Source organism: Sphingomonas sp. GC_Shp_3, assembly GCF_026540945.1.
Classification (GTDB): Bacteria; Pseudomonadota; Alphaproteobacteria; order Sphingomonadales; family Sphingomonadaceae; genus Sphingomonas.
Map to the genome: position 1 here is coordinate 176,619 of NZ_JALNUT010000005.1, position 14,981 is coordinate 191,599.

The 14,981-nt window shown below is 63.4% G+C and carries 13 protein-coding genes; 11 read left to right on the forward strand and 2 right to left on the reverse strand.

Features of this window, described 5'->3' with window-relative positions; genetic code table 11:
- Positions 1-27 precede the first annotated feature (27 nt).
- Entirely contained in the window at positions 28-1,047 is a 1,020-nt protein-coding gene (locus OXR00_RS12525; RefSeq protein ID WP_267388530.1) for a YncE family protein, read from the reverse strand.
- A 291-nt stretch (positions 1,048-1,338) separates the two neighbouring features.
- Here OXR00_RS12525 and OXR00_RS12530 point away from each other — a divergent pair, with 291 nt between their 5' ends.
- Positions 1,339-3,627 carry a TonB-dependent receptor gene (locus OXR00_RS12530; RefSeq protein ID WP_267388531.1) on the forward strand — a complete coding sequence of 763 codons (2,289 nt, stop codon included), beginning with the start codon at positions 1,339-1,341 and terminating at the stop codon, positions 3,625-3,627.
- A 388-nt stretch (positions 3,628-4,015) separates the two neighbouring features.
- Here the strand turns inward: OXR00_RS12530 and OXR00_RS12535 are convergent, their stop codons facing one another.
- Positions 4,016-4,261: a hypothetical protein gene (locus tag OXR00_RS12535; protein WP_267388532.1), complete on the reverse strand. Its 246-nt coding sequence runs from the start codon at positions 4,259-4,261 to the stop codon at positions 4,016-4,018.
- A 346-nt stretch (positions 4,262-4,607) separates the two neighbouring features.
- Between OXR00_RS12535 and OXR00_RS12540 the strand changes: the two genes are divergently transcribed.
- The 10 genes from OXR00_RS12540 (at position 4,608) to OXR00_RS12585 (ending at position 14,798) form a co-directional block, all read left to right on the forward strand.
- A complete protein-coding gene (locus tag OXR00_RS12540; RefSeq protein WP_267388533.1) occupies positions 4,608-5,390 on the forward strand; it encodes a Crp/Fnr family transcriptional regulator in 783 nt (260 codons plus the stop codon).
- A 105-nt stretch (positions 5,391-5,495) separates the two neighbouring features.
- The gene (locus tag OXR00_RS12545) at positions 5,496-6,677 is read left to right on the forward strand and encodes an inositol-3-phosphate synthase (RefSeq protein WP_267388534.1); all 1,182 of its coding nucleotides are present in this window, start codon (positions 5,496-5,498) and stop codon (positions 6,675-6,677) included.
- 5 nt (positions 6,678-6,682) lie between these two features.
- Positions 6,683-7,621 carry a hypothetical protein gene (locus OXR00_RS12550; RefSeq protein ID WP_267388578.1) on the forward strand — a complete coding sequence of 313 codons (939 nt, stop codon included), beginning with the start codon at positions 6,683-6,685 and terminating at the stop codon, positions 7,619-7,621.
- On the forward strand, positions 7,621-8,757 hold the full coding sequence (locus OXR00_RS12555) for a class I SAM-dependent methyltransferase (RefSeq protein WP_267388535.1): 1,137 nt from the start codon (positions 7,621-7,623) through the stop codon (positions 8,755-8,757). The genes OXR00_RS12550 and OXR00_RS12555 overlap by 1 nt, the downstream gene beginning before the upstream one ends.
- Complete coding sequence (locus tag OXR00_RS12560) at positions 8,757-9,752, forward strand: Gfo/Idh/MocA family oxidoreductase (RefSeq protein WP_242152260.1); 996 nt, start codon at positions 8,757-8,759, stop codon at positions 9,750-9,752. The genes OXR00_RS12555 and OXR00_RS12560 overlap by 1 nt, the downstream gene beginning before the upstream one ends.
- Complete coding sequence (locus OXR00_RS12565) at positions 9,743-10,558, forward strand: hypothetical protein (protein ID WP_267388536.1); 816 nt, start codon at positions 9,743-9,745, stop codon at positions 10,556-10,558. Before OXR00_RS12560 ends, OXR00_RS12565 begins: the two co-directional genes overlap by 10 nt.
- Complete coding sequence (locus OXR00_RS12570; protein ID WP_267388537.1) at positions 10,555-12,054, forward strand: YcaO-like family protein; 1,500 nt, start codon at positions 10,555-10,557, stop codon at positions 12,052-12,054. Before OXR00_RS12565 ends, OXR00_RS12570 begins: the two co-directional genes overlap by 4 nt.
- The gene (locus OXR00_RS12575) at positions 12,051-12,881 is read left to right on the forward strand and encodes a sugar phosphate isomerase/epimerase family protein (protein ID WP_267388538.1); all 831 of its coding nucleotides are present in this window, start codon (positions 12,051-12,053) and stop codon (positions 12,879-12,881) included. The genes OXR00_RS12570 and OXR00_RS12575 overlap by 4 nt, the downstream gene beginning before the upstream one ends.
- A complete protein-coding gene (locus tag OXR00_RS12580) occupies positions 12,878-14,086 on the forward strand; it encodes a glycosyltransferase family 4 protein (protein ID WP_267388539.1) in 1,209 nt (402 codons plus the stop codon). Before OXR00_RS12575 ends, OXR00_RS12580 begins: the two co-directional genes overlap by 4 nt.
- A 7-nt stretch (positions 14,087-14,093) precedes the next feature.
- Complete coding sequence (locus OXR00_RS12585) at positions 14,094-14,798, forward strand: PIG-L family deacetylase (protein ID WP_267388540.1); 705 nt, start codon at positions 14,094-14,096, stop codon at positions 14,796-14,798.
- The last annotated feature ends 183 nt before the right edge of the window (positions 14,799-14,981 follow it).

Below are 14,981 nucleotides of genomic sequence, written 5' to 3' on the forward strand. Positions count from 1 at the left end.
TAGTCGGTGGCCAAGCGATGCTTGCCGTTATGCGGCGTGCGGCCTGACCACGATGATGTGGAACGACCCTGGCAACGGCACGCCGCGCTTCTGTGATCCGACTGGAGCGGCAAGTCGCGCCGTAGGCAGGTAGAGCGTGCCGTCGCGCGGATCGACCGCGCCGGTGCGGGCGCCGGGCTCGGTGGGAATGTTTGCCACCACCGCCGGGCCGCCGTTGGCATCTAGCGCGATCTCGGTCAGCACGCCGCTCTGCCCGCAGGGTACGAAGGCGAGGCGGCGCGCGGCGTCGAGGATCGCGGCGTCCGCCCCCAATCCGATATCGAGCAACTTGACGAGCTTGTGCTTGCCGGCGTCGACCACCGCCGCCTTGCCGTTGGCGCAGGCACTGATGAGCAGATCGGTCGTGGCATCATAGGCCAATCCGCTCGGCTCGGTGCAGCCCGGCAGTGCGATCGGCACGCCTGCGGTCGCTGTGGCGAGGTTCGCCGTCTCGATCTCGCTGGCGTCCTCGTTATTGACGTAGAGCGTGCCGTCCTTGCCAAGCTGCGCGAATTCCAGACCGGGCTTAAGCGCGATGGTGCCGACGACCCTCGCCGCAGCCACATCGATCAGCGATACCGTGCCGTCCTTGGCGTTGATCACGACGGCGCGGTGCGTAGCGGCATCGTACAAGGCTGCATCGGGGTCTTTGCCGACGGCGATCTTCGCCTTTTCCACGCCGGTTGCCGGATCAATCAGCCGGACGCTGTCGTCGCGCCCGCTCGTGACTAGCAACAGGTGCTGGTCCGGGATCGGCACAACCGCGTGACTCTTGGCGGTCGATCCGACCGATCGCACCCGAGCCGTCGCGAGGTCTGCAATGGTCACGCTGTCGGCACGCGCGACATAGACCTGGCGTGTCACGGGATCGACGCTCGTGTAGTCCCAGCCGCCATCCGGCCCGGCGATCGTACCTGCGACGGCATAGCTTGGCGTCGGCCGAGCGTCGGCAAGGGTGGGGAAGAGCAGCATCGCGATGCCGAAACCCAAAAAGTGTGAGGTGCGCATCTATCGATCCCATGCTGTACGGTCGACAATAGTCTGCGCGGTGAATATTGCAGTTTCGAGCGTTTCACCGTGTCGCCGCGCGACATTGGGATCATATAACCTGCCGCCGCTTCGGTACGCGTGCTTCGCGATTATGTTTTCCCAATCTTCCAACGGTCACATTCGCGCAATTGAAGTGTCACGCAACACCCATAGCCCCGCCGCATAGAGGCGACGGGGACCGTTACAGTTATGAAAACGATGACGACGGCGCACGCGCGCCGGCTGGGTGCGAGTGCATTCGCTATCCTCATGGCAACCACGGCTAGCGCAGCTTTCGCAGACCCGGCGCCGGCAGGGGCGGCACCGGCGGACATCGCCAAGATCGATCAGACCGGTATCGCCGAGGGTTCGGACATCGTCGTCACCGCGACTCGTGCGAACGAGATCGCGCCCGTCACCGCCTCGCTCCAGACCACGCAGCCCCAGTCGATCATCTCGCGCTCGTTCATCGAGGATTCGCTGCCCGCAACCTCCGATTTCAACCAGATCGCGCTCATCAGCCCGAGCGTGTCGGGCTATGGCAACGCCAACGGCAATGGCCTGTCGGAATCGAAGGCGCAGATCCGCGGCTTTCAGGATGGCGAATATAACATCACCTATGACGGCGTGCCGTTCGGCGACACCAACGATCCCACGCACCATTCCAACACGTTCTTCCCGTCGAACACGATCGAGACGCTGATCGTCGATCGCGGCCCCGGCAATGCCAGCCAGCTCGGCCAGGCGACCTTCGGCGGCAACATGAACCTGTTCAGCCGCGCCACCCGCGACGACGCCAGCATCGAGGCGAAGGGCAGCTACGGCAGCTACAACACCTATCTGCTGCGCGGCGTCGCGCAGAGCGGCGCGATCGACAAGCTCGGCGGCACCGAGATCGTGCTGAGCGGGCAGCATATCAGATCGGACGGCCTGCGCAGCTATAGCCCGTTCACCTCGAACAACGTGTTCGGCAAGATCGCGATTCCGGTCGGCCCGGATGCGAAGCTGACCATCCTCGGCACCTATAACGAGAACGACTTCAACCAGCCTGACAAGGACGGCGTCACGCTCGGCCAGAAGGCGCTGTACGGTCGCTATTTCAGCCTCGACAACGATCCCAACACGCAAAACTATTACAAGTACAACCACACCCACAAGACGACCGATTTCGAGATCGTCAAATTCGAGGCGAACATCGCGCCCAACTCGACCTTCGAGAACCGCGCATACACCTACAGTTACGATAACGAGACGCTGAGCGGCAACGACGTCACGATCTTCGGCACCGCGTCAACCACGACCTCGACCGCTGCCGATATCGCCGCGGCGGTGACGAAGGCGAACGTCGTCACGTTGACGCAGGGCGGCAAGACCAGCTTCGGCGTGCCCGGCTACACCAAGACCAACCGCTACCGCGTCTATGGCGACATCGCCAAGACGCGGATCGACTTCGGCTTCGGCGCGATCACCACCGGCGCGTGGATCGAATGGTCGGACACCTACCGCCAGCAGCGCGACGTCAACCTGCTGACCGGCGCGCCCAACTTCGCGGAGAAGGCGCTGACCGCGGCACAGCTTTCCGCCGCACCCGCCGGCACGGTGCAGCCGCCCGCCAACGTCAAGTTCGATCAGAATTCGCACACCAACCACACCGAGGAGTTCGTCGAACTCGAACTGCGCCCGCTGCCGGGGCTGAAGATCACGCCGGGCTTCAAGCATGTCGATTTCAACCGCAAGGCCGATGCGCTCTATAACCAGACGACACGCTTCGCGCAGCGCACCAGCGATACCTACAGCGCCAACCTGCCGTTCGCGACCGTGAACTATGCGGTGACGGATTCGCTCGCCGCCTATTTCCAATATGCACGCGGCTTCCTCGCGCCGGCGCTGAGCGCGCTGTACGTCGCCAATCCCGGCTTCTCGACCATCGCGCCGGAACGCTCGACCAACTATCAGGGCGGCGTCGTCTATCATGGCGGCAATCTTTCGGTCGATGCCGACGTCTACAAGATCGATTTCAGCGACAAGTTCGCCTCGTTCGTCTCGCCCGATCCGACCGTTGGCACGATCTTCATCAATCAGGGCGCGGTGCAGTATAAGGGCGTGGAGGGGCAGATAACCTACGCCCTGCCGCGCGGCTTCGCGGTGTTCGCCAACGGTTCGCGCAACTACGCCAAGACTGACAATCCCGGCGCAATGAAGCTCCAAGTCGCCAACGCGCCCGAATTCACGGCGGCGGGCGGCGTCCTCTACAAGCAGGGACCGATCCGCTTCTCGCTGATTGACAAATATATCGGCCGCCAGTGGTTCACCGATCCGACCGCCGTCACCAACGCGGTGACGCTTGCGACGTACAATTCGTATCGCAGCAAGGGGTATAACTCCGCGATCCTATCGGTACGCTACGACCTCGGCCCGGTGCGTGTCGGCTTCGAGGTCAACAACCTATTCGACGACAAATCGGTCACCAACATCAGCACCGGTAAAAGCGCGCCGTACGATCAGTACATATTCAATACCGGACGGGCCTACACCGGCGACATCACCGTCACCTTCTGATCCTGACAGCGGGGTTCTCGGCACCGCAACCCACCGCCGCACGTCGCGCTATTCTAGCCGCGACGTTGCCGACCATCCGGCCTTGGGGTCTTCGCGCCCGCGCGGTGATGTCGCTGGCCTTAATCGAACCTGCGCTGAAAGCGAATTGGAGCAAACTCGAGCCGTTCAGAAGGCTGCGTGCTGCGAGATGGCATCAGGCGGAGACGATTCGAACATGAATAACCGGCATTGGGCGATTAGCGACCGCCCGCTTTTCTCATCGGAAGCAGACGGTCGGCTTTCGAATCGCAGGGCGCGCGCGCCCTGCGCCAGCCCTGGCTGAATGTCCTGGTCTGGTGAATTCCAGATGGGCGGCTTTAGGGCGCAAGCGGTCGAAAGTTGCCCCTGTCTATATGAGGGCGCGCCCTGACAATCGCTCGTGAGGATTGGGCGCTTCTTGCGTTCGTCCGCGCGCTGCTTCGATCAGAGGCTGCGCAGCCCGAGCGTAGGCAGCAAAGCTGACCGGCGTAGCGCCCACGCCATCACGCATCAGGTAGACCGCCTTGTCATCGGCGTTCAGGATGATGTCCACATCATGCGCAAACACAACGCGCTGCTCAAATGCCAAGCGTTGCAGAGTGATCGTCTCCGGCATTGGATGTACAGCGCCGCCAAGCCGCCCTTGGCGCGGTAAGACTGTCCCAGTATGCTGACCCTGACAGCTCATAGGGTATTACGTCACCAATCGGCTGCGGCTTGCTGCGAGGGAACCGCTCAACGTGCCCTTATCTCGCTGATATCGCCGAAAGCCAAGCGCGTTGGCTGAATATCATGATCTTCTACGCGAGCAGACCATGAGGCCTGACGCGCCCGATCGGGTTCAAACCCGGCCCGGTGTGGCGCGTCGCGAGCAGGTTGGCCAGAGCATCGCCAGTTGAACCTTTCGTCAAACACAAATGCACGATACGGACAATGCTTACCAAGCCGCAAGAAACCAATCTATGCTTGAAAGCCCTCTCGAAACGCGCCTCTCGCGCCATCTAGCGCTTACCTTTTCGGAACGTGACGCATTGCGCTCGCTTGAACGCCGCCAACGCACCTTCCGGTCTGGGGACGTTGTCGTTCACGAAGGTGAGAGCTGTGACAGCCTCTATATCGTGGCAAGCGGCTGGTTGCATGGTTCGGTAAAGCTCAAGAATGGCGGTCGGCAGATCCTGCGCTTCTATTTCGTCGGCGACATCACCGCGACCTTCTCAATCGCGTGGGGATATAGCGCCGCAACGCTGCGAGCGGTGAGCGAAACGACACTATTCGAGATGCCCAAGGCGGCGTTTGGGCGGCTATTCCGCGATCATCCGCGGCTGGGGGCATTGCTGTTCGCAGTGGCGGCGTCGGAACAGGTTGCAATGGCAGACCGGCTGACATCGGTCGGGCGCACCGATGGATTTACGCGCATAGCCACGCTACTCCTCGACATCCGCTCGCGTTTGCGCGTGGTCGATGGTCATGCGGGATCGACGTTCGAGCTCCCATTGACCCAGCAGGATCTCGGCGACGCGGTCGGGCTAACCAAGACGCATGTCAGCCGCTCGCTCAAGGCTCTCGAGGAAACCGGTCTGGTCGAACGCAATGCGCGCATAATCCGTATCAATGATGTCGACCAACTCGCCACGCTGGTCGATTTTCACGATCGCCATGGCGAAGTCGCGACCGACTGGTTGCCCCCGGTTGGCGCGCGTGGTGACATGGATCACCCCGAAATGCGCGTGCGGGGACATATGTAACTGCCGAGGAACTTTTTCGCGCTGCGCGCCCGATTCTGAGAAGTCCATCGCTGCCAACTGGTTAACGATCCCTTGGCCCATGGCGGGCCGAAGTAGGGATCAGACATGGCAGAACGGCTTGGCGTGGCGATTGTAGGTGTAGGTGGCGCCGTCGCTACCACCGCTATCGCGGGTATCGAAATGATTAAGGCAGGGTCGAACAGCCTCAACGGGCTTCCTCTCGCCGATCGCGATGTGGCCGGCATGATCGCATACCGTGATCTGGAATTTGGCGGATGGGATCTGACTGAGGATTCACTCGGCGCGTGCGCAATGCGGCACGGCGTGATCGGCGACAGGGAACTTGCCGACGGTGCCGCCGCGCTTAACACCATGCGCCCGTGGAAGGCGGTGGGCAGTACTGCATACTGCGCCAATATCGATGGCAGCAACAAGCTCGAGAGCGGCCACCGCGCTGCCATCCAGCAGATTCAGACCGACTTGCGTCAATTCTGCGCCGAGAAACGACTCGACCGTGTCGTCGTCATCAACCTCGCGTCAACCGAGCGTGTCCCGCATGCCGATGATGCCGCGCTGCAATCACGCGAAGCGTTCGAGCGCGGGCTGGACGAGGATGACGCCGCGATCAGTCCGGCAATGCTCTACGCCTATGCCGCGATTGACGCGGGCACGCCCTACGCTAACTTCACCCCGTCGGTCGCCGCCGACATCGCGCCGCTCGCCGAGTTCGCAGCGGAGCGCAACGTCCCCGTCGCTGGCAAGGATGGCAAGACCGGGCAGACATTCATGAAGACGGTGATTGCGCCTGCGCTGCGCGACCGTGCGCTCCACGTCGATGGTTGGTTCTCGACCAATATCCTGGGCAATTCGGACGGTCTCGCGCTCGACGATCCCAAGTCGCTTGCATCGAAGCTCGGCACCAAGGGTAGCGTACTCAACGACATCCTCGGCTATCCGGTCGAGGATCACATCATCATGATCCATTATTATCGACCGCGCGGCGATGACAAGGAAGCGTGGGACAACATCGATCTGACCGGCTTCATGGGCCAGAAAATGCAACTCAAGCTCAACTTCCTGTGCAAGGACTCGATCCTCGCAGCTCCGCTTGCGATCGAGATTGCGCGGTGTCTCGATCTTGCGCAGCAGCGCGGCGAAGGCGGCGTGCAGGATCAAATGGGGTTGTTTTTCAAGCTTCCGCAGACGAGCAGCGGGCGCAAGCCGGTCCATGCGGTCCCCGAGCAGCAGGCGATTTTAGATCACTGGCTCGACGGCAAGACCGCGTGAACCAAATGCCCCTGTCTGGCGCGGCGGAGGGTCTAGTACCCTCCGCCGAATTGACGCCCGCCGCGCTGCCGTTCCTGCGCGAGCTAGGCGATCTTAAGCGGGTCTTCTCCGCGCAGGCGCCTGGGTCGATCGCGGAACGTTTGTTCGCCCTTGGCTGGGCGGCGCTGGTGCGCGGCGACGCTCCTGCGGCGGTGATGGAACAGGTGACCGGTGCCGCGCTGGTATCGGCGCGGCTAGGGGATCTCGACCTTGCGACACTGAACACGCTCGGGCTCGGCGACGATGCGGTGACGGTGCTCGAACGCGCATTTGACGAAGTTACCCACGACCTTAATCCCGCGCTGGCGCAGCGGCTGCGTGCCGCGCTTGCGCGGGGACGCCCCGTGCCGGGTCCGGTGCCAAGTTTCGTTGGCAAGCTCGCGCATCAGCCCCGCGCGGGTGTTACCTGCCCCGGGCATCCCCGCATCCTGTTGCAGCCCGCGGAAAATCACGCCGAGCATTGCCTGATGGTCGCGGTGTATGGCGTGCTTGCCAGTCCGTGGCACGGCGCGGACCCGGTCTCAGTGTTTCTTGCGGGCATGGCGCACCATTTCCACAATGCCGACATGCCCGACAGCGGCTATTCGGGCGAGATACTGCTCGGCGACCGCCTCGACACCGCGATTGCGACCGCGCGGCAGGCATGTCTTGATGAACTCGCTGCAACCGCGCCTGACCTCGCACTGGTGATAACGGCGGCGCTCGCGCCAATTGGTGGCGACGTCACGCCAGAAGCGCGCGCGTTCCACGTCGCCGACGTGCTCGACCGCGTGCTCGAGATCGAGCAGCATCTTCGCGCGGCAGGGCTGACGATGCAGGTCGTGCTTCACGATTACGGGCTGGTCCATGATGGCCCGGTAAAAACTTTCCACGACCGCATCCTTGCCGACGCCGGGCTCGCCTAATGCCCGCATTGGCGTTTACCGAGATGCCGCTGGTGTCCCCTGTCACGGGGCAAACGCTTGCCTATGACACGCTGCATTCGCTCGCCGCGCCGGGGGAGCGCTGGCCGGTGGTGGATGGCATCCCCTATCTACGCGTCGATAGCGAAGGGCTTGCCGCAGTCGCACTCGACCATCTCGACGCGGGCTGCCCCGACGATGCGCTGATTGCGCTTCTAACAGATCAGGATGCGTGGTGGACCGGACCCGCGACCAACTTGACCGAACTTACGCGGCTTGTCCGCGAACGCGAAACGCTATCGCTGCGCGAGGCGATGGCGTTGCTGCGGCTGGGCCCGGTCGCGGATTATTTCGCTTATCGCTGGAGCGATCCGACCTATCTCGCGGGGCTGGCGCTGCTCGAGATGCATGCGACGCCTACCGGAGTCGCGTTCGAGCTGGCGTGCGGAATTGGCCATTATCTCCGCGAGCTCACGCGGCGCGGCATCGAATGCCTCGGCGCGGATGTGGTGTTCGCCAAATGCTGGCTTGCAAAAAACTGGGTCGCCCCCGGTGCGCACTACGTCGTTTTCGATGCCGCCGCGCAATGGCCAGTTGTGCACATGCGGTTCGGTCTCGTGATGTGTCACGACGCCTTCTATTTCCTCCCCGATCAGACGGAGGTGGCCGCCCGGTTGCGCAATGCCCTCACTGAAGGGGGAACGCTCGCAATAAGTCATCTGCACAATTCGGAGCACGCCGGAGGCGCAATGGGGCCGGCATTGTCCGCTTCAGGTTGGGCTGCGCTTTTCCCTGACGCACAGGTCTATGACGAACGGGCGTTGCTTGTTGCGTTGCTCGGGGGCACGGTTGCCGCCCCGAGTGGCTGGACACCGGAACCCTCTGTTGAAGCGTGGTCGCTGGTCGAAGGAGCGGGACCGCCGCGTCCGATTGCACGGGGGTTAGCCATACCGCCTGCCGGAGCCGTGCTGCGGCGCAATCCGCTGCTTGGCAACGATGGATCGGTTCGCTGGCCGTCAAGGCGGTATCAGGACGAATACGCTGCGGGCTGCTTCTGGGCAGGTCCTGCCGGCGCCTCGCCGTTCAACGCGGATGACGTCCGCCTGCGGCGCCTTGTCGATTTGCCGGAGCGATGGTGATGCGGTGGGGAATCGTAGGCTTTGGCTGGGTAGCACGCGATTACATGGTCCCCGGAATTGTCGCGGCGGGCGGGGCAGTGACGGCGGTAGCCGATCCTTCCCCGGAAGCGCGCGCGCGGGCGAAACGAATTGGGATCGTCGCTTTCGAGACAACTGAAGCGATGCTTACGTCGGGTTTGTGCGACCTCGTTTATATCGCGACGCCCAACGATGCGCATCTCGCCCCCGTCCGCGCTTGCGCGGCGGCGGGGATCCCAATGCTGTGTGAGAAACCGCTCGCCGCCTCGCTCAAGCAGGGCGAGGCGATGGCAGCTGCGGTTAAAGACGGCCCGCTCTACGGCACCGCGTTCGACCAGCGGCATCACCCCGCACATCGCCGGATCGCGGAAGCCGTCGCGAACGATGCGATCGGTCGCCCCGTTGCGATCCGTATCCTATACGCTTGTTGGGTCGATCCCGACTGGACTCCCGATGGCGGCGCGCACGACAACTGGCGCGCCGATCCGGTCCGCGCGGGCGGTGGTGCGGTGATCGATCTTGCGCTGCACGGGCTCGACCTCGCCGAGTGTCTGCTGGGTGAACCACTGATCGACCTGTCGATTGCATTGCAAAGCCGAATTCATGCCTACGCGGTCGACGACGGTGGGATGCTCTCTGCCCGCTCGGCGTCGGGCGCGCTGTTCCAAAGCCATGTCGCCTATAACTGCGCGGAGAACCTACCGCGCCGTAGGCTCGAGGTCCTTGGCGAGCGCGGGTTGCTTATCGCTACCAACACCATGGGTCAGACCGCGGGCGGCACTCTGGTGCAGCAATGCGGCAGCACCGGCGCGCAGACGTCGCTCACCTTTGACACTGCGACCTCGCCCTTCGCTGCGCAGGCTGCTGCGTTCATGGCGGCGGCATGTGGCGAACCGCATGATTTTTCGATGCCCCGCGATCTGGCGCTGATGCGCTTGTTCGACCGGGCCTATCAGAAAGCACGATCATGCCTTTAAGCTGGTTCGCCTGCGCCAACTGCGGGTTCTGGCAGCGTCATTTTGCGCCGCCTGATTGCCCCGTCTGCACCGATGTCCGCAACGATCTGCCCGAGGATGGCTGGTGCTTCCTCCCCGAAGCCGACGTCGCCGCAACGCATGACGGGTCCGCGCGCGAGGTCGCACCTGGCCTGTGGGCGTTCACCACCAGTCCCACGCTCGGGCTCGGCGGGACCGGCTGGCTGATTGTGCGCGACGGCGGCAACATCGCGTTCGAGGCGGCGCCCTATTACTCGGTCGCGATGCTAGCGCAGATCGAGGCGCTCGGCGGTATTGCGTTCCTCGCGGCGAGCCATGCGCATGGATACGGCGCGCTGTTCCAGCTCCAGTACCTGTTCGACCCCGAGGTGGTCGCGATTCAGCGCGACGACCTCCAGCTGACCAAGGCGTTCCGAGTCACCATGCCATACGACGACACACTAGAACTCGCGCCAGGGTACACGCTCTATCATGTCGGCGGGCATTACGAGGGGCAGGCTGCGCTTCATGATGCACCGGGACGCCGCCTGTTCTGCGGCGACATGTTCAAGATCGACCAGGATCCCGCCGGTCGGTCACTCGCAATTTCGAGCCACAAAGCGTTTCATAAGGATATTCCGCTGACTCACGCTGAACTCCGCCGCTACCGTGAAGCCATCGCCCCGCTCGATTTCGACGCGGTGCTGACCCCGTTCGAATATGCCCCCGAAGTCGATCGCGCGGTTACGCTTGCCGCGCTCGACGATGGACTCGCGCGTGCGCCGGGCGTGCAGAGGCTTGCGCTGTGAGGATCGGGCTCTCCGCCGATCTCGGCCCTGCCGCGCGCGCCTATCTCGATGCGTTTCCCAAAGGCGATGTCGTCGCCTTCCCAATCCATCCGCTCGACCGGCTCGGCCTTCCCGTCTGGGTCGTCGCGCTGTTCCCGGAGGATCCCGCGCTTGGCGGGATCATGCCCTATGGCGTCGGTTATGGCGCGACCGACGAAGCTGCAGTGCTCGGCGGGCTTGGCGAGATCGCCGAGATGGTGTGGCCGACGCTGACGCTCGGCGCGCGCGGCAAGACGCGCGGGAGCTATGCCGATCTGGTCCGCAGCCTCGGCGCACACGCGGTCGCCGATCCGCTGACGCTGTGCCTGCCTGCGGGGTCACCAGTCGATCATAAAACGGTGCTCGAATGGGTTGAGGCCAGACGCTGGGCGGATGGCTCCAGCGTGCTGGTCCCAATTGACCTCGCGGCCTATTCGTCAAAGGAGCTGACCCCCGGTTACCAGCCGTTCACAACGATCATCTCGAACGGGATGGGCGCCGGTCCCGATCTCGACTGGGCAATCGGGCACGGGCTGTGCGAGATTCTCCAGCGCGACGGCAACGGCCTGTTGTTTCGCGCGCTCGACCGTGGGGTAATGCTCGATCTCGACACCAGCCTTGCGCCTTCGACCACCGCGATTCTCGAGCGGTTCGAGGCGGCGGGGATCCGCGCGATGCCCAAGTTCGCGACCGATCAGTTTGGAATGCCAAACCTTTACTGCGTCGGAATTGATGAACACACGCCCCCCGCCGCGCCGATCATGGTGACCGCTTGCGGAGAAGCGTGTCACTCCGACCGCACCGCCGCTCTCGACAAGTGCCTGACTGAATTTGCCGCAAGCCGTGCGCGCAAGGCTTTCGCGCATGGCCCAGCCGATCTCGTCGCACAGGTCGCACCTGCTGATTATGTCGCGCGGTTCATGGCGCAAGCCGGGGGTGCCGCAAGATCAAGTGACAGCCGCGCGTTCGATGCGATGCGCGACTGGACTGGGCGGGACGCCGCGACCTTGCGGGGGTGGCTTGCCGAATCGGTTCTGTCCGAACGCGGATCGCATAGCTTCGACGCATTGCCGACGCTGCCCACACCCGACGGCCATGCGCGCGCCGCCGCGGCGCGTGCGGCGGTCGAGGCGGCGGGGTTCGACGTGCTCTATGTCGACATGTCGCCCGCCGACCTCGCGATCTCGGTGGTCAAGGTCATCGTCCCCGGCATGGAGGTCGAAACGATGAGCTATTACCGGATCGGCGCGCGCAACACTGAAAAGCTGCTTGCGCTCGACTCGCCGCTGATCAAGTTCGGCGTAAACGAAAGCCAGACGCTGCGCCGAGTCCGGCTGACCCCAGCGGATGCGGAGCGCCTGGGCAACCCGCTGTTCGACACCGCCGTCGCCGACGCGCTCGTCGGCCCACTGTACCCACTCTACCGCGAGCCCGAGGCGCATCACGTTGCCTTCGCTGACGAACGGAGGCGCGCATGAGCCTGCGCTACGCTTACAACACCAATGGTGCGGCAAACCATCGGCTCGACGATGCACTCCGGCTGATCGCGGACTCGGGCTATGCCGGCGTCGCGCTAACGCTCGATCATCATCACCTCGATCCATTCGCGTCCCGCTGGGAGCAGGAAGCCGACCGTGTCGCCGCGCTACTCGACACGCTGTCGCTCGGCAGCGTGATAGAGACCGGCGCGCGCTTTCTGCTCGATCCGCACAAGAAGCACGAGCCGACGCTGATTACCCCCGATGCGGACGGTCGCGCCCGACGCGTAACGTTCCTGTGCCGCGCGCTCGACGTGGCGGCGCGGCTCGGGAGCGAGACGGTGTCGTTCTGGGCGGGAGTGCCGTTGGCCGGTGTCGATCCCGCCGAGGCGCGATCATGGCTCGACGCCGGACTAGAACAAGTGCTCGATCATGCCGAGCGGGTCGGCGTCGACGCGAGCTTTGAACCCGAGCCGGGAATGCTCATCGAAACGGTCGGCGATTACGACACACTTGTCGCACGGCACCCGCGGCTTCGGCTCGCGCTCGATACCGGTCATTGTCTCGTCACTCAGGATATCGAACCCGCCGACGCGGTCCGCGACTATGCCACGCGGATCGGCACCGTGGCGGTGGAGGATATGCGTCGTGGCGACCACACGCATCTCCCTTTCGGTGAAGGTGACATGGACATGCCCGCGGTGCTCACCGCGCTCAAGGCGATCAACTTCACCCGACTGGTTTGCGTCGAACTTGGGCGGGAAAGCCCGCGCGCACATGCCGCCATTCCGGAATCGATCGCCTATCTGCGGAGCATTGAGGCATGAGGATTTGCTTCGTCTCCCGCCGGTTCTTCCCGGCAATTTCAGGCATGTCGATCTATGCGATCAACCTGCTACGCCAACTCGTCGCTGGCGGCCACGATGTCACGATGATCAGCCAATATTATGGTGATCCCGCACGTGCATCCGTCTACGGCGGTGGCCCGCCGCCCGCGGTACCGGGTGTGCGCGTCCTCGGCCTTGAAGCGGTGGGCGAGCAGGCAAACGGTGATTTCGAACGTGATATAGACGGAATGATTGACGCGATCGTGTGTGAGCACGCGCGTGCCCCGTTCGACGTCCTACACGCTCAATACGGCTATCCAACCGGCTGGGCGACCATGATCGCGGCCCGTCGCCTTGGTTTGCCCTGCGTCGTATCAATTCAGGGCGGTGACGGTCACTGGGTCGGCTCGTGCTGCGAGACGCACCGGCTCGCGATGGTACGCGTGCTTGATCATGCGGGAGCGTTGCTGATTGGCGGCGACAGCTTCGCGGGCGAAGTCCACGAACGCCTCGGTACCGCGCTCGACCGGTTTACAATCGTTCCGGGTGCAGTCGACACCTCCCATTTCACGCCAGCACTCAAGAACGAAACCGAAGGTCCGGTTCGCTTGCTGTATCATGGCCGGGTCGACCGCCGCAAAGGCGTGCTGGACTTTTTGCAGGCATTACCGGACGTACATGGCAACTGGCGTGCAACCATCTCTGGCATTGGCCCTGACGTCGAACGCGCGAAGGTGCTTGCCACCGAACTTGGGCTTGCTGATCTCGTGATGTTCAGCGGGTATGCGGAATATGACGCGGTCCCCGAACTGTACCGAGCGCACGACGTCTTCGTGTCGCCGACTTATGCCGAAGGGTTCTCGAACACGATTCTTGAGGCGATGGCGTGCGGTCTTGCGGTCGTCTCGTGCCATGCCGTGGGCGTGGTCGACTGCGTCCGCGATGACGAGAATGGGATGTTGACCGATCCCGGCGATGTGCCTGCGCTGGCGGCCTCGCTGACCAGCGTCATTATCGACGCGGACCGGCGCGCGCGCTTGGCGAGGGCTGCACTAGCCGAATGCCGCCGGGTGTATAGCTGGGAAGCCGTCGGGCGGCAGATCAGCGGAATCTACCACAGCCTGCGTGACCGCCCGCAAAGCGCGTTCGACACAACGTTGCCGGTCACTCCCTGCCGCTTTCGCAGCGAGCCACATCTGCTGTGACCGACTGATGAAGCTACTCGCAATATCACCTCATCTGGACGATGCCGCCTTTTCGGCCGGAGGGCTGCTTGCGTCCCGCGTCGACCAGGGCTGGTCCGTCACGATAGTGACCTGCTTCACCGGCAACGTCGGGCACCCGACCGGTTTCGCGCTCGCCTGTCAACTCGACAAGGGGTTGGGCATCGATGTCGACTATATGGCGCTGCGCCGCGCAGAAGACCAGATGGCGTGCGAAGCGCTTGGCGCACGTGCAATCCATTTACCGTTCCTGGAAGCGCCGCACCGTGGTTACACCTCTGCAAAGATGTTGTTTGCCGAACGACTGCCCAATGACCGGATCGTCGATGATGTCGCGGCGGCCTTGGCCGGGCTCCTCGCAACGGAACGGCCGGCTCTCGTACTCGGGCCTTTGTGCCTCGGCAATCATGTCGACCACCACATCGTTCTGGACGCGATACGGCGTTCGTGTGCCGCTGATAGTGTATTGCTGTGGGAGGATTGGCCTTACGCAGACCGCGAAGAGCGCGTTGCCGCCAAGCCTGCGGTGATAGAACACCTGACGCATAAAACGCGCGCTCGGCGTATCGCCGCCTGCACTGCGTACAGCTCGCAACTTGGCTTCCAGTTCGGCGGTGTCGAGGCGATGACCCGCCGGACCGAACGGATCGCAGAAGAACGCTTTTACCCACTTGATCCACTTGACGTGGTCTGATCGGCAACACGCGTTTTATTCCGGCAAAGCTGTAACTATGATCGCAGCTTCTGTCATAACCATTGGGAAGGGCTACCATCCTACTGTCGCCGACATGCTTTCATGACGGTTCGGTGCCAGTGCTCCGGTCGTCTCCGCACAAGATAGGGCGGTCGCACCGGGCAGTTCATGCGTCTGGTTTCG

Bases quoted from the DNA above. Each gene is read 5' to 3' on its own strand.
- OXR00_RS12540 (WP_267388533.1), top strand. From the start codon at position 4,608: ATGCTTGAAAGCCCTCTCGAAACGCGCCTCTCGCGCCATCTAGCGCTT.
- OXR00_RS12525 (WP_267388530.1), bottom strand. From the start codon at position 1,047: ATGCGCACCTCACACTTTTTGGGTTTCGGCATCGCGATGCTGCTCTTC.
- OXR00_RS12575 (WP_267388538.1), top strand. From the start codon at position 12,051: ATGAGCCTGCGCTACGCTTACAACACCAATGGTGCGGCAAACCATCGG.
- OXR00_RS12550 (WP_267388578.1), top strand. From the start codon at position 6,683: ATGCCCCTGTCTGGCGCGGCGGAGGGTCTAGTACCCTCCGCCGAATTG.
- OXR00_RS12565 (WP_267388536.1), top strand. From the start codon at position 9,743: ATGCCTTTAAGCTGGTTCGCCTGCGCCAACTGCGGGTTCTGGCAGCGT.
- OXR00_RS12545 (WP_267388534.1), top strand. From the start codon at position 5,496: ATGGCAGAACGGCTTGGCGTGGCGATTGTAGGTGTAGGTGGCGCCGTC.
- OXR00_RS12560 (WP_242152260.1), top strand. From the start codon at position 8,757: ATGCGGTGGGGAATCGTAGGCTTTGGCTGGGTAGCACGCGATTACATG.
- OXR00_RS12585 (WP_267388540.1), top strand. From the start codon at position 14,094: ATGAAGCTACTCGCAATATCACCTCATCTGGACGATGCCGCCTTTTCG.
- OXR00_RS12535 (WP_267388532.1), bottom strand. From the start codon at position 4,261: ATGCCGGAGACGATCACTCTGCAACGCTTGGCATTTGAGCAGCGCGTT.
- OXR00_RS12580 (WP_267388539.1), top strand. From the start codon at position 12,878: ATGAGGATTTGCTTCGTCTCCCGCCGGTTCTTCCCGGCAATTTCAGGC.
- OXR00_RS12530 (WP_267388531.1), top strand. From the start codon at position 1,339: ATGGCAACCACGGCTAGCGCAGCTTTCGCAGACCCGGCGCCGGCAGGG.
- OXR00_RS12555 (WP_267388535.1), top strand. From the start codon at position 7,621: ATGCCCGCATTGGCGTTTACCGAGATGCCGCTGGTGTCCCCTGTCACG.